Source organism: Streptomyces sp. NPDC049627 (genome assembly GCF_044465645.1).
GTDB lineage: Bacteria > Actinomycetota > Actinomycetes > Streptomycetales > Streptomycetaceae > Streptomyces.
The window spans coordinates 329,647-343,472 of record NZ_JBITLW010000009.1 but is presented as its reverse complement, the minus strand read 5'-3'; the positions used below and the strand labels follow the sequence as shown (position 1 = coordinate 343,472).

15 protein-coding genes are annotated in these 13,826 nt (G+C 70.3%); 8 read left to right on the top strand and 7 right to left on the bottom strand.

Features of this window, described 5'->3' with window-relative positions; translation table 11 throughout:
• Positions 1 to 16 precede the first annotated feature (16 nt).
• Positions 17 to 856 (bottom strand): TIM barrel protein, encoded by an 840-nt coding sequence (locus ACIBU0_RS25875; protein WP_398822420.1) that lies wholly within the window; start codon positions 854 to 856, stop codon positions 17 to 19.
• Positions 857 to 991: 135 nt separating this feature from the next.
• Here ACIBU0_RS25875 and ACIBU0_RS25870 point away from each other — a divergent pair, with 135 nt between their 5' ends.
• The 8 genes from ACIBU0_RS25870 to ACIBU0_RS25835 all read left to right on the top strand — a co-directional run bounded on the left by ACIBU0_RS25870 (position 992) and on the right by ACIBU0_RS25835 (position 8,524).
• The gene (locus ACIBU0_RS25870) at positions 992 to 1,243 is read left to right on the top strand and encodes a hypothetical protein (RefSeq protein WP_398822418.1); all 252 of its coding nucleotides are present in this window, start codon (positions 992 to 994) and stop codon (positions 1,241 to 1,243) included.
• Positions 1,240 to 1,608, top strand: coding sequence for a helix-turn-helix domain-containing protein (locus ACIBU0_RS25865; RefSeq protein ID WP_398822415.1), 369 nt, complete (start codon positions 1,240 to 1,242; stop codon positions 1,606 to 1,608). The genes ACIBU0_RS25870 and ACIBU0_RS25865 overlap by 4 nt, the downstream gene beginning before the upstream one ends.
• A gap of 123 nt (positions 1,609 to 1,731) precedes the next feature.
• A complete protein-coding gene (gene uraD / locus ACIBU0_RS25860) occupies positions 1,732 to 2,241 on the top strand; it encodes a 2-oxo-4-hydroxy-4-carboxy-5-ureidoimidazoline decarboxylase (protein ID WP_398822412.1) in 510 nt (169 codons plus the stop codon).
• A 15-nt stretch (positions 2,242 to 2,256) separates the two neighbouring features.
• Positions 2,257 to 2,655, top strand: a complete 399-nt coding sequence (uraH, locus tag ACIBU0_RS25855) for a hydroxyisourate hydrolase (RefSeq protein ID WP_398822409.1) — start codon at positions 2,257 to 2,259, stop codon at positions 2,653 to 2,655.
• 5 nt (positions 2,656 to 2,660) lie between these two features.
• A complete protein-coding gene (gene pucL, locus ACIBU0_RS25850; protein WP_398822406.1) occupies positions 2,661 to 3,584 on the top strand; it encodes a factor-independent urate hydroxylase in 924 nt (307 codons plus the stop codon).
• 140 nt (positions 3,585 to 3,724) lie between these two features.
• Entirely contained in the window at positions 3,725 to 5,104 is a 1,380-nt protein-coding gene (locus ACIBU0_RS25845; RefSeq protein WP_398822403.1) for an 8-oxoguanine deaminase, read from the top strand.
• Between the two features lie 235 nt (positions 5,105 to 5,339).
• Positions 5,340 to 6,728: a nucleobase:cation symporter-2 family protein gene (locus tag ACIBU0_RS25840; RefSeq protein WP_398822400.1), complete on the top strand. Its 1,389-nt coding sequence runs from the start codon at positions 5,340 to 5,342 to the stop codon at positions 6,726 to 6,728.
• A 167-nt stretch (positions 6,729 to 6,895) separates the two neighbouring features.
• Positions 6,896 to 8,524, top strand: a complete 1,629-nt coding sequence (locus ACIBU0_RS25835; RefSeq protein WP_398822397.1) for a serine/threonine-protein kinase — start codon at positions 6,896 to 6,898, stop codon at positions 8,522 to 8,524.
• A gap of 79 nt (positions 8,525 to 8,603) precedes the next feature.
• Here ACIBU0_RS25835 and ACIBU0_RS25830 read toward each other — a convergent pair whose 3' ends face one another.
• From ACIBU0_RS25830 to ACIBU0_RS25805, 6 genes are all read right to left on the bottom strand, one after another.
• Entirely contained in the window at positions 8,604 to 9,053 is a 450-nt protein-coding gene (locus ACIBU0_RS25830; protein ID WP_398822394.1) for a spore-associated protein, read from the bottom strand.
• A gap of 87 nt (positions 9,054 to 9,140) precedes the next feature.
• On the bottom strand, positions 9,141 to 9,563 hold the full coding sequence (locus ACIBU0_RS25825; protein ID WP_398822392.1) for an acyl-CoA thioesterase: 423 nt from the start codon (positions 9,561 to 9,563) through the stop codon (positions 9,141 to 9,143).
• A 55-nt stretch (positions 9,564 to 9,618) separates the two neighbouring features.
• Positions 9,619 to 10,251: a hypothetical protein gene (locus ACIBU0_RS25820; protein WP_398822389.1), complete on the bottom strand. Its 633-nt coding sequence runs from the start codon at positions 10,249 to 10,251 to the stop codon at positions 9,619 to 9,621.
• A gap of 71 nt (positions 10,252 to 10,322) precedes the next feature.
• Positions 10,323 to 10,922: a histidine phosphatase family protein gene (locus ACIBU0_RS25815; RefSeq protein WP_398822386.1), complete on the bottom strand. Its 600-nt coding sequence runs from the start codon at positions 10,920 to 10,922 to the stop codon at positions 10,323 to 10,325.
• A gap of 121 nt (positions 10,923 to 11,043) precedes the next feature.
• A complete protein-coding gene (locus ACIBU0_RS25810; RefSeq protein WP_398822383.1) occupies positions 11,044 to 11,436 on the bottom strand; it encodes a DUF5955 family protein in 393 nt (130 codons plus the stop codon).
• 12 nt (positions 11,437 to 11,448) lie between these two features.
• Positions 11,449 to 13,737 (bottom strand): hypothetical protein, encoded by a 2,289-nt coding sequence (locus ACIBU0_RS25805; protein WP_398822380.1) that lies wholly within the window; start codon positions 13,735 to 13,737, stop codon positions 11,449 to 11,451.
• Between the last annotated feature and the right edge of the window lie 89 nt (positions 13,738 to 13,826).

Here is a 13,826-nt window from a genome sequence, read left to right as displayed (position 1 = left end):
CCAGGGGGCGGTGCCGTCAGCGGGCGGCGCGCTGCTCCACCGGCAGCCAGTCGAAGGCCTCCGCGCTCGGGCGGTCGCCCGGCTTGTACTCGAGGCCGACCCAGCCCTCGTAACCCGCCTTCGTCAGCCGGCCGAGCAGCTCCTCCAGGGGGAGCGTGCCCGTGCCGGGCGCGCCGCGGCCCGGGTTGTCGGCGATCTGCACGTGGCCGGTCTTCGCGGCGTACTGCTCGATCACCCGCGGCAGGTCCTCGCCGTTCATGGACAGGTGGTAGAGGTCCATGAGGAAGCGGGCGTTGCCCAGTCCCGTCGCCTCGTTGACCTTGTCCACGATGCCGACGGCGGCCGGCGCCGAGACCAGCGGGTACAACGGCGACTCGGGCTTGTTCAGGGCCTCGATCAGCAGGATCGCGCCGATCCGGTCGGCGGCCCGGGCCGCGAGGGTCAGGTTCTCCAGCGCGAGCGCGTCCTGCTCGGCCGGGTCCACGCCCTCGACGCGGTTGCCGTACAGGGCGTTGAGCGCCTTGCAGCCCAGCGACTGCGCGAAGTCGGCGGCCACGTCGATGTTGGCGCGGAACTTCTCCGACTCCTCGCCCGGGACCGACAGGGTGCCGCGGTCGGGGCCGGGCAGTCGGCCCGCGTAGAAGTTCAGGCCGGTGAGCTGGACGCCCGCGTCCTCGATCGCCTTCTTCAGGGCGTCGAGCTCGGACTGCTCGGGGGTGGGGGAGTCGATCCAGGGCCACCACAGCTCGACCGCGGTGAAGCCGGCCGCGGCGGCGGCCGCGGGGCGCTCCAGGAGCGGGAGTTCCGTGAAGAGGATCGACAGGTTGACGTTGAAGCGCTGCTCTGCGAATCCCATGTCGCCGGCGCTCCCTTCCGTGTCGAGATTCCATATTGCGGAAGTTAGTTTCTGCGTACTGGAAGATTGCCGTTGTGTGTCCGAGCTTGTCAAGAGGGCTCGGCGGAAGGCGGCCCCGCGCGTTAGGTTGACCGCGTGCGATTGAGAGTGGAGTTCACGACCGAGCCCTTCGACCTCGACGAGGCACCCGCGCACGCGCTGGTGGCCCGCGAGGTCATCGAGGCGGCCGAGCTCGACGCGGTGGACGTCGGCCCGTTCGGCAACACGGCGGAGGGCGGTGCCGACGTCGTGCTCACCGCGGTGGACGCCCTGCTCCGCAAGAGCCTGGAGGCCGGTGCCACCCGGGTCTCGCTCCAGGTCAATGTGATCGGGGAGGGCGAGCAGTGACCGGCGCCGGGGACGAGCCCTTCATCGCGGCCGTGAAGCCGCTGGTCGACGCCATGGGCGGCGAGATCCTCCCGCCCGACGAGGCCGGCCCCGAGGATGTCGTGCTCTCCTGGGAGGGTGCCGACGTCGTCGCCGTGCGCCTGCCCCAGCTGGCCGACTCCCTGGACCACATCCTGGCCGTCATGGAGCGCCGGAAGGGCAAGCCGCTGGCCGACCTGGACCGCAAGGCCAAGCAGGAGGTCGTACGGATACTCGAGGCGCGCGGCGCCTTCTCCGTGCGGCACGGCGTGGAGACCGTGGCGAGCGCGCTCGGGGTGAGCCGCTTCACGGTCTACAACTACCTGAACCGGGACAAGAACCCCTGACCCGGTCCGCCGGGTTTCGTTACCGCGAATTTTCAACAAAGTGTTGACGTCTCGTCGTCGTAGGGCGTTAGCTATCGGCACGCCCGTTCAGCACGAAGGCCCTTCGCGGCCACGGAGGCTCCCGTGACGTCGAATTCCACGCCCCCGGGCCTGGCCCGGTTCAACGCCCTGGAGGAGCCCGCGGCCCACGCCGCTCTCCACGAGGCGTGCGCCTCCACGGCGTGGGCGCAGCGGCTGCTCGCCGCCCGCCCCTATGCCACCGCCGACGACCTCTACGCCGCCAGCGACGCCGCCATGGCCGGGCTGACGACCGAGGACCTCGAAGAGGCGATGGCCGGGCACCCGCCGATCGGCCGCCCCAAGCCGGGCGATCCGACCTCCGCCCGGGAGCAGCGCGGCATGGCCGGCGCCTCCGAGGAGCTCAAGGCGGAGATGCTCGAACTCAACCTGGCCTACCAGGACAAGTTCGGCCACGTCTTCCTGATCTGCGCCACCGGCCGGACCGGCGAGCAGATGCGCGACGCGGTCAAGGAACGGATCGGCAACTCGCCGGAGCAGGAGCGGGAGATCGTCCGCACCGAGCTGGGCAAGATCAACCGTATCCGGCTCGCCCGCATCGTCGAAGAAGACTGAAGAGGACGCCTGACCATGAGCACCAGCACCACCGCCTCGGTGTCCACGCACATCCTGGACACCAGCATCGGCCGCCCCGCCGAGGCCGTCGCCGTCCAGCTCTCCGCCCGCTCCGGGCGCGAGGCGGACTGGCAGGCACTCGGCGGCTCCGCGACCGACGCGGACGGGCGGTGCAAGGACCTCCCGGCCCTGCCGGAGGGGACCACACACGTACGGCTCGACTTCGCCGTAGAGCCGTATTTCGAGAAGAAGCAAGCCGATGCGCAGCAGGACGCCCCCGCGAATCGGGACAGCGGTGCAGGGGGAGTGTTCTTCCCGGAGGTGGCGATCACGTTCGCCGTCGAGCCGGGCGAGCACTACCACGTACCGCTGCTGCTCAACCCGTTCGGCTACTCCGTTTACCGAGGGAGCTAGCAGACATGCCCACGATCCTGGGACAGAACCAGTACGGCAAGGCCGAGAACCGAGTCGTAAAGATCACGCGGGACGGCGCCACCCACCACATCAAGGACCTGAACGTCTCGGTCGCCCTCTCCGGTGACATGGACGAGGTCCACTACTCCGGCTCCAACGCCAACGTCCTGCCGACCGACACCACCAAGAACACGGTGTACGCGTTCGCCAAGGAGTACGGCATCGAGTCCGCCGAGCAGTTCGGCATCCATCTCGCCCGCCACTTCGTCACCTCGCAGGAACCGATCCACCAGGCCCGGATCCGCATCGAGGAGTACGCCTGGGAGCGGATCGAGGCCTCCGACGCCAACTCCCAGTTCATCGGCTCCGACGAGGTCAAGCACTCCTTCGTCCGCAAGGGCCAGGAGACGCGGCTCACGCAGATCACCTACGACGGTGAGAAGTGGGAGGTCATCTCCGGTCTGAAGGACCTGGTCGTGATGAACTCGACCAACTCCGAGTTCTGGGGCTACGTCAAGGACAAGTACACGACGCTCCAGGAGGCCTACGACCGCATCCTGGCCACCCAGGTCTCCAGCCGCTGGCGGTTCAACTGGACCGACGACGAGCAGCGGATGCCCAACTGGGAGAAGTCCTACGAGCAGACCAGGAAGCACATGCTCCAGGCCTTCGCCGAGACGTACTCGCTCTCGCTGCAGCAGACGCTGTACCAGATGGGCGCGCGCATCATCAACAACCGCAGCGAGATCGACGAGGTGCGCTTCTCCCTCCCGAACAAGCACCACTTCCTGGTGGACCTGGAGCCGTTCGGGCTGAAGAACGACAACGAGGTGTACTTCGCCGCCGACCGCCCCTACGGCCTGATCGAGGCCACCATCCTGCGGGACGGCTGTGAGGCGAGGATCCCGACGGACCTCACCAACCTGTAAGCCACAACTCCATTTCGGCACCCGCGGCCGGAAGGCCCGCTCCGAGGCCTTCGAAGGCCACCGGCCGCGGTACTCAAATCCCCCAGGGTCCTGCCGTGCCCTCTCCACATCAGCACATCACCCGTTCAAAGGGACGAATCATGGCAGCAGCCCAGCGCATCGTCATCGAGAACTGTTCGATCGCGACGGTGGACGCGAACGACACCGAGTACGCCACGGGCCACATCGTCATCGCGGACAACCGCATCGAGTCGCTCGGCGCGGGCAAGGCCCCCGAGGGCCTGGAGAACGTCGTACGCCGCATCGACGCCACCGGGCACCTGGTCACCCCCGGCCTGATCAACACCCATCACCACTTCTACCAGTGGATCACCCGGGGCCTGGCGACGGACCACAACCTCTTCAACTGGCTCGTCGCGCTCTACCCGACCTGGGCGCGCATCGACGAGCGGATGGCGCACTCGGCCGCGCAGGGCTCGCTGGCGATGATGGCCCGCGGCGGCGTGACCACCGCCATGGACCACCACTACGTCTACCCGCAGGGCTCCGGCGACCTGTCCGGCGCCATCATCGGCGCCGCGCGTGACATGGGCGTCCGCTTCACCCTCGCCCGCGGCTCCATGGACCGCAGCGAGAAGGACGGCGGGCTGCCGCCGGACTTCGCCGTCGAGACGCTCGAGGGCGCGCTGGCCGCGACCGAGGAGACCGTCAAGCAGTACCACGACGCCTCCTTCGACGCGATGACCCAGGTCGCCGTCGCCCCCTGCTCCCCGTTCTCGGTCTCCACGGAACTCATGCGCGACGGCGCCGAGCTGGCCCGTCGGCTGGGGGTGCGGCTGCACACCCACGGCTCGGAGACCGTGGAGGAGGAGAAGTTCTGCCACGAGCTGTTCGGGATGGGTCCGACCGACTACTTCGAGTCCACCGGCTGGCTCGGTGAGGACGTGTGGATGGCGCACTGCGTCCACATGAACGACTCCGACATCGCCGCCTTCGCCCGCACCAGGACGGGTGTCGCCCACTGCCCGTCGTCGAACGCCCGCCTCGCGGCCGGCATCGCCCGCGTCCCCGACATGCTCAGGGCCGGCGTCCCGGTCGGCCTCGGCGTCGACGGCACCGCGTCCAACGAGTCCGGCGAACTCCACACCGAACTGCGCAACGCCCTCCTGATCAACCGCCTCGGCGCGCACAAGGAGGCCGCGCTGAACGCCCGGCAGGCCCTGCGGCTGGGGACGTACGGCGGTGCCCAGGTCCTGGGCCGGGCCGCCGAGATCGGCTCGCTGGAGCCGGGCAAGCTGGCCGACCTGGTGCTGTGGAAGCTGGACACCCTCGCCCACGCCTCCATCGCCGACCCGGTGACCGCGCTGGTCTTCGGCGCGGCGGCCCCGGTCACGGCGTCGTTCGTCAACGGCCGGCAGATCGTGGCGGACGGACGGCTGCTCACGGCCGACGAGGACGCGATCGCCCGCTCGACGCGGGACGAGGCGCAGCGGCTGGCGAGGATCGCCGCGCAGGCCTGACGCGGGCCTGACCAGTTGAAGATCTCCGGTCGAGAGGGACGGCTCCCGACCGGTGGCCGTGGACCCGAGCGGGGTCCATGGCGGCCGTCTCCGGGGCGTGCGTGGATGCGTGCGCCCCGGAACGGTCTCCGTTGCCCCTGATGAGGGGATCCGTCCCCCGGTCCCGCACGACCGCGCACCACCTCCAAGAAACCCACGTCAGAGCCGACGTGTTAGCTGACCCGGAGGAACCGCCGTGACCGCCCACCCCGTTGACGAAAAACTCCCCGCACTCAAAATGGCCACCACGGGCCTGCAGCACGTGGCCGCCATGTACGCGGGAGTCGTCGCCCCGCCCCTGATAGTCGGGGCGGCCATCGGCCTCTCCGGCACCGAGCTGACCTTCCTGACTGGCGCCTGCCTGTTCACCGCGGGTCTCGCCACCTTCCTGCAGACCCTGGGCATCTGGAAAATCGGCGCCCGGCTCCCCTTCGTCAACGGCGTCACCTTCGCCGGTGTCGCCCCGATGACCGCGATTGTCGCCTCCACCGACGACAAGTCCGACGCGCTGCCGGTCATCTTCGGCGCGGTCATCGTGGCGGGCCTCCTCGGTTTCCTGGCCGCGCCCTTCTTCAGCAAGGCCGTCCGCTTCTTCCCGCCGGTCGTCACCGGCACCGTGATCACGCTGATAGGTGTGTCCTTGCTGCCGGTGGCCTTCGGCTGGGCGCAGGGGCCGAATCCCGCGGCGGACGACTACGGATCGACGACGTATCTGGGCCTGGCGGGCGCGACGCTGGTGATCGTGCTGCTGCTGCGCCGCTTCACCCGGGGCTTCGTGAAGCAGATCGCGGTCCTGCTCGGCCTGGTGATCGGCACACTCGTCGCGATCCCGTTCGGCGTCACGGACTTCGGCCCCGTGGCGGACGCCGACGTCATCGGCTTCCCGACGCCGTTCCACTTCGGCGCCCCGCAGTTCCAGCTCGCCGCGATCATCTCGCTGTGTGTGGTGATGGTGGTGTCGATGACCGAATCGACCGCCGACATGCTGGCGTTGGGCGAGATCGTCGAGCGCCCGGCCGACGAGAAGACCATCGCGGCGGGTCTGCGCGCCGACACCCTCGGCTCCGCGATCAGCCCTCTCTTCAACGGCTTCATGTGCAGCGCCTTCGCGCAGAACATCGGTCTGGTGGCGATGACGAGGATCCGCAGCCGGTACGTCGTCGCCGTGGGCGGCGGCTTCCTGGTGCTGATGGGCCTGTGCCCCATGGCCGCCTCGCTCATCGCGGTCGTACCGCGCCCGGTGCTGGGCGGCGCGGGCGTGGTCCTCTTCGGCTCGGTCGCCGCGAGCGGCATCCAGACCCTCGTCCGGGCCGGCCTCGACAGGGACAACAACGTCCTGATCGTCGCCGTGTCGCTGGCCGTCGGCATCGTCCCGATCACGGCGCCGGAGTTCTACCACGCCTTCCCGGAGACGGCGAAGATCGTGCTCGACTCGGGCATCTCGACGGGCTGTGTGGCGGCGGTGGCGCTGAACCTGGTCTTCAACCACCTCGGCAGGGGACGCGACGCCCAGGACGTGACCCATCCGATGGAGGCGGGGGAGGAGATCACCGGGACGGCGAGCCGGGCCCCTGTCACACCATGAGATGAGCGTGGGCACGGCCCGGCGATCGGGCCGTGCCCGGGTAACCGGAGATGCGTTGTTTGCATCCCAGGCGTCCGGGACTTCCCGCACCCGAATTCCGCTTAGGCTTCTGCCTCGGTCAACTCACAGTTGACCAGGGATTCAGGGGATGAGGGGGAAGCGGGCCGATGAACCACGCCACCGAGGTGTTCCAGCCACTGCAGGCGGACGACCCTCCCGTCGTGGCCGGATATCGCCTCGCCGCCCGGCTCGGCGCCGGTGGCATGGGCAGGGTCTACCTGTCGCACACACAGGGCGGCCGACCGGTGGCGATCAAGGTGGTACGGCCGGAGCTGGTCGACGCCCCGGACTTCCGGCGCCGGTTCCGCCGCGAGGTGGAGGCCGCCCGGCGGGTCCGCGGCGCCTACACCGCGGAGCTGATCGACGCCGACCCGGACGGCGTACCGCCCTGGCTGGCCACGCTCTACGTGCCCGGCCCCTCCCTGGCGGAGGCCGTGGCCCGCCGCGGTGCGCTGCCGGTGTCCGCCGTGCTGTGGCTGGTGGCGGGGGTGGCCGAGGCGTTGCAGGCCATCCACGGTGCGGGCATCGTGCACCGGGACCTGAAGCCGTCGAACGTGCTGCTGGCCGCCGACGGGCCGCGCGTGATCGACTTCGGTATCTCGCTGGCCGCGGACGCCACTTCGTACACGGCCACGGGTTCCGCCGTCGGTACGCCCCAGTTCATGGCTCCCGAGCAGGCGACCGCGGGTGAGGTCACGGCGGCGACGGACATCTTCGCGCTGGGCCAGACAGCGGCGTTCGCGGCGCTGGGCGAGCCGTTGTACGGGGACGGCCCCGCCGCCACCGTGCTCTACCGGATCGTGCACTCCGATCCCGACCTGTCCCGTCTGCCCGAGCAGCTCCGTCCGCTGATCGCCCGCTGCCTGGCCGCCGATCCCGAGGAGCGGGCCACCTTGGCGGAGGTCGTCGAGTGGTGCCGGGAGCGGCTGGGCCGGGACGCCGACGCGGGTGCGGGGCCGACCGTGTGGCGGGAGCTCATGGGGCCGGAGGTGACGGTTCCGTCCCCGGTTGTGGCCCCGGTTCCAGTCCCCACACGAGTGCAGGCGCGGCCCTTGGCCGTCACGCAGCCGCAGCCGCGGTCGACGGTGCCGGACGAGCGGCGGGCGCGCGGTCGGCGCAACGCGCTGATCACGATCGCGGCCACTACCGCCGGGGCCCTGGTACTGACGGGCTTTGCGTGGATGGTCGCGGACGCGGGGGACAGGTTCCGCGACTGGGTCGCGGGCGCACCGTCGACGTCCGGTCCGCAGGAGTCCGTACGGCAGTCGGCGTCGCCTTCGTCTTCGGTATCCGCGCCGACGGGCGGAGCCGGTGGCGGAGCACCGGAGTCGCGGCCGTCCCCGGCCGTGTCCAGATCGCCGCAAGCCACCCCGTACCCCCTCGTCTGGCTGGACGGGAAGAGCTCGGTGAGCTTCGAGGACCCGGAGGACTTGCGCAAGGACCGCAAGGGCGACATCCGCATGGTGTGTGAGCAGACTTGCGCGCTGGAGAGCGACACCAGCGAGTTCGCCTTGCTGTACACGAAGCCCGGGGCCACCCTCGACTCGTGTCGCATCGCCCTCTCCGACCCCGAAGGCCATCGGCTCCCGCTGGCCGCGACGGCGAACGGCAGCGAGATCTGTGTCAAGCACTCCTCCGGGGACATCGCCTTGCTCGTGATCCAGACGAAATCGACTGCCTACCTCAAAGCCGCCTTCGTGACCGCGAACATGACGATCTGGCGGGACGCGGCTTAGGCGCAAACACGGCAACACCCGCGCGCCCTGGCAGAACTCCGTGAGTCCTGCCAGGGCGCGCCCTCCTACTGAGCCCGGATCAGCGGGTGAAGGTGACCCGCTGCTCCTTCAGGGCGCCGCAGTTGGAGCCCGTCACCTGCACGTACACGTTGCTGATGTGACCGCCCCAGTCGACGCAGTGGGCCTTGCCGTAGACGTAGGTCGGTCCGGCGTACGACGTGTAGACCCCCCAGTCGTCGTCCCCCTGCTCGGTGTCGGGGACGAAGACCCACGCGGACATCTCCAGTGCGGTCCCCGGGTTGTTGCGGATGGTCGCCACGCAGTTCTTGCCGTTGGAGGCGTTGTACGTCAGGTAGACGGTGCCCAGCGAGCCGATGGCCGCCGAGTTCACGGTCTTGTAGGCGCTGCCGCAGACCTTCTGCGGTGTGGTGTTGGGCGCGGCGGAGGCGGGTGCCGTCAGGGCGGCCGTGCTCCCCACCGTCAGGGCCGCTAATGCGGCGGCGGACAGGACAGAGCGTGCGTATCGCATATTTCCCCCAGGTAACCATTGCGGGTGGTTGCTCCTGCATGGTGTGACCCGTGGAACATGCGAATGGTTGTGCTCGGTCCTGTCGCTCTACAAGCCGAACAGGGAAGGCTCAGAGGCGAGTTCCTTGAAGTACTCCTGTGGATTGGCGACCAGCTTGCGCTCCTTGAGGTTCAGCAGGCCGCCGACTCCCGTGACCTCGGCCGCCACCGTGCCGTCCGTCTTGCGGATCGTCTGCTCGATGCGGAACGTCTTCCCGCTGCCCCAGTCGAAGGCGCACGTCACCTCCACCTCGTCGCCCGCGAGCAGCTCCCGCTTGTAGCGGATCGTCGTCTCCAGCGCCACCGGGCCCACGCCTGTGCTGATCAGGGCGGCCTGGCTGATACCGGCGGCCTGGAGCAGGGACCAGCGGGCGTGCTCCGCGTAGTTGAGGTACACGGCCTGGTTGAGGTGCCCCTGCACATCCGTCTCGTATCCACGGACGGTCACCGGAACGGAAAACGGCTCGGTCACGACTTCCCCTTCGCGTGCCACGCTTCTTGGTTGTTCCGATCCTGACATGTGGCCACTACATACGTCGCGGTGACGCCAGGAGATACCGCGCTCTTGTTCGAGGCTCGGTGTGCTCGCCGACCTGCCAGCCGGCCTTCTCCAAGGTCACCGCGCAGGCATGCAGCGCATCGGTGCGGGGCTCGTGCACGGCGACCGCCTCAGGCTGTGGTGTCGCCCGCACCCGGTACCCGTCCGCCTCCGCCTCCGGCCCGGCCGGCCGGTGTCCGGCCGCTTCCAGGGCGAGCGCGGCCGCCTGCACCAGATGCGTACGCTCCCAGGCGCACGGCCGGTCCGTCGCGCCGTCCGGGTTGGTCATCCGGCGCAGCTCCAGCAGACCCTGCCAGGCGCTGTGCACCTCGCGGACCCGGGCCGGCCCCGTCCTCGGCGTCTCCTCCTCGCCGCCGATCCGCGCGGCGAACACACCGCCGCCCGCGGAGCTCACGGGCTCCGGAGGTGCCGCCGGCTCGGCCTCCCGTATCCGGTGCCCGGCCGGCGTCAGAAAGTGATCGTGCGGCGGCCGCGGATGCCGGAAGGCCAACCCCCGCTTCACCAGCGCCGCGAGCTGCGCCTCCGTACCCCTGAGCCGCCCGGTGACGGGATCGGCGGCGTCGATGACACGCCGCTGGGCCGCGGTCGGTGGTCTTGTCACGGCGTGCTCCTTCCCGGACGCGGGAAACCGGCCCCACCTCCCAGGAGGCGTGGGTCCATCTGCCGGAAAGGCTACGACCCGGGTCTGACATTCCACCCCGCGATCACCGGCCGCCCGTGCTCCGTGCCCAGCCGGCCCACCGCCCCCGTCGCCAGCTGGAACAGCGCTCCGTCCGCCGCCGGCAGCCCGAGCCGCCGGGCCGTGAGCACCCGCAGGAAGTGCCCGTGCGCCACGAGCACCGCGCACCCCTCCGTGCGGTCGAGCGCCGCGTCCACCTTCCCCAGTATCCGGTCGGCGCGCTCCCCGACCTGTTCCGCGCTCTCCCCGGGGTGGTCGGGCGGCCCGGGCGCGACCCCGTCCGTGAACAGGAACCATCCCGGCCGCTCGCGCTGGATCTCGACGGTGGTGACGCCCTCGTAGCCGCCGTAGTCCCACTCGCGCAGATCCGCGTCGACCCGTGCGCCGTGCAGCCCGATGAGCCCGGCGGTCTCCCGTGCCCGCTGCGACGGGCTGACGAACGCGGCACCGATCCGATGCGACCGGATCAGCGGCGCCAGCCGCCGCGCCTCCTCCCGCCCGCGCTCGGTCAGCGGAACGTCCGTCCATCCGGTGTGCCGCCCGGACCGCGACCACTCGGTCTCCCCGTGCCGGACCAGAAGGAGATCACCCACGTGCGCGCCCTTCCCGCTCGCCTCCCGGCACCGTCCCACACGGTGCCCGGGGCCCGCAGGGCGGACTGGGCCGGACGGCTGTTCATGGCTGTCCTGCGGGCCGGCTGCTCCCTGGGCGGCGTCAGACCCCCGGGAGGCCCTGGACCGACTGCGCGAGTTGTCCGACCGCGACGACGAGCGGGGCCACGGGCTGGACGAACTCGTTGAGGCGGTCCAGAGCGCGCCGCAGGACGCCGGGCTCCGGTTGCGGCTCGGCCAGTTCCTCGCGCAGGCGGCGCAGTTCCCGGGTGGTGCCGTCGGGATCGGCGAGTTCCGTGCGGTACTCCTCCAGCAACCGCTCGACACGCGTGAGGAGTTCGGCCGTTCGTTCGCTGTCCTGCTGCTGGAAGGAGACCGAGCCGGAGAACGCCTGGGCGCCACGCCCCACGGCCTGGTTGCCGACGTAGTGGGTGCCGCCGCTGATCATGACCCCCTCGTTGACGGGAGGGTCGGGTCGTGCGTCGTCGTCGCGCATGAGGAGGGCCCCCTACTTGTCGGAACCGCCGGCGGCGCTCATCGCGGCCGGGCCGGGCTGCTGCGGGACGTTCTGCGTGGCGGTCGCGCCCGTGCCGATCGCCTGGTTGCCGATGATGCTCATCCCGCCCTGCTGGATGAGGCCCTGGTTGAGGATGGTCTGCTGCTGGTTGCGGAAGTCGTTGATGTCGTAGCCCCTCGCGTCGAGGAACTCGCGGATCGCGGCGAGGGTGTGGCGTTCCACCAGGGCTGTGATCCGCAAGGCGTCCACGACCTGGAAGTAGTTGTGGTAGTTGGGGCTCAGCGCCATCTCCCGGATACTCACCCGGGCGCCGTAGTCGAAGACCGGGTCCTGCTCCATGGCCGTCAGCTCGTCCACCATGCGCCGGTTGTGCCGTGTCTCGAAGCGGGCGTGGCGCAGGGCTCGCAGCGGAGCGGCGACGAAGGCCCCGCCGGTGCGGGTCAGGGCGGTCAGCAGCAGCCCGCGTCTGGCATCGGGGCCGAGCGGGCCGCGCAGGCGGTCCACGACGTGGTAGTCCGCGGCCACCGGGCCGAGCACGTGGTTGTCGCAGTGCAGGTGCAGGGTCCTGCCCGCGGTCGAGAAGTGCAGGAACACGCTCGGCACCACGTCACCGCCCCACATCGGCACGTGCAGCGCCAGATAGTGGCGGACGGCACCGGTGGGATGCAGCATGATCCGCTCGACCTCTTCGGGCGACAGCCGTGCGACCGGGGCGATGCTGCGGGCCTTGACGAACCGGTCGTCGTCACCGATGGTCGTGCCGCTCGCGAAGATCCGGTCCTCGAGGACGAGGGAGCTCAGAAACTCTTCGCCGGACTCCGCCGTCGGGTCGGTGCCGCTGCGCTCGGCGACCGCGCGCAGCCGTGCGCGGACGTGGTCGACGAGTTCGGCGACGGTGAAGGCCTCCGGCTCGGCGGAGCGCGGGTGCACGCCGACGGGGTTCTCGGCGGGCAGCAGCGGCACGGCGATCGACCACTTGGAGCTGGTCTCCGAGTAGCCGATGAACGGGGTGTATCCGCTGTAGACGGTGACGTTGCCGGCCTGCGCCTCCCTGATGGCCGTGAGCCGCTCGGCCATCCACTTGCGCCGGGGTACCGAGGGCCGGGGCTGCCGGGCGAACGCCTCGCGGGTCAGGGTGGTGCGCAGCAGCCGGTCGGTGTCGAGGTCGTGCCGCACGACCGTCACATAGGCGAACGCGGCCGCGCCGAGCGAGGCGAGGACGGCGGGTACGCCGCCCAGGTAGGCGCCGAGCAGCCAGCCGACGAAGCCGGGCACGGGCAGCAACGAGAAGAGGAAGCCGAAGTAGAAGGCGAGCAGCACCATGACGGCGGCCGTGACGGCGCTGCCCACCAGCATCCTGCTGCTCGGCTCGTGGTGGCCGCGGGTGGCCAGGCTCGGCTTGGAACGGGCGCGTCGGGTGGTCGACAGCAGCACCATGACGTACACCAGCCACAGCGGCGCGAGCAGTGCCACGACGGCGAACGCCCCCGCAAGCCGCAGATCGCGGTGGTAACGGGTGTCCTGTGCTGCCAGGCAGTGGCGTACCACCGTCGCCAGGTCGACATCGGGTGAGGGGGCCACGGCACTGGCCTCGTCGGCCAGGACTTCCTCCACCACCCGGTCGGCGAAGCGTTCGTCCACGTAGGCGGCGGCGCACAGATACCGGGTGACGTCACCCGGGGCGCTCCCTACCGGCATGCGTACCTGTGGGGTCGTCATGCCGAGCCCTCCTTCTTTCCTCCGGCGGAGCGACGCCTTCACGGCGCCGACGGATCTCCTGGCAGGTGTCCCGGGCAGCCCGACGGTCAGCAGCGCGAGCAGCAGGCCGACCGCCAGGCCGAAGGTGAGGGACGAGAGCGTCAGGTTCTTCAGCAGGGTGCCGGGCGGTGCCAGGTCCTCGTCCGGGACGAAGGCCTCGAGCATGCCCATCCGCAGGAGCGCCTCGATCTCGGCCGCGAGCACTCCGACGGCGAGGCAGCGGAGCAGGCCGCTGCTGCGGGCCAGGAGCCGCGACGAGAGGAAGAACAGCCCCGCGAACAGGAAGACGACACCGACGTCGGCGATGACCAGAAAGGTCATGCTGTCCCAGTAGTCGGGGGAGTACGCCCAGGCGGGGACGAACACCCCCTGGGCGAGCGTGCGCACGGTCTCGTTGCCGAGCTCCTCGACGTAGAACTTGTCGATGTAGAGCTCCCACAGCGGCCGCTGCACCCACTCGCTGCCGGCGACGAGGACCAGCAGGAGCAGCAGCGCTACACGGCCGCGTAAGGACGTTGGCACGTGGGATGCGCTTCGGCGAGACAACAACACCTGGGGTTCCCCCATCCCCCGATCCCAGCGATCAGTGGCCGCACCCTATGGCATCCCCA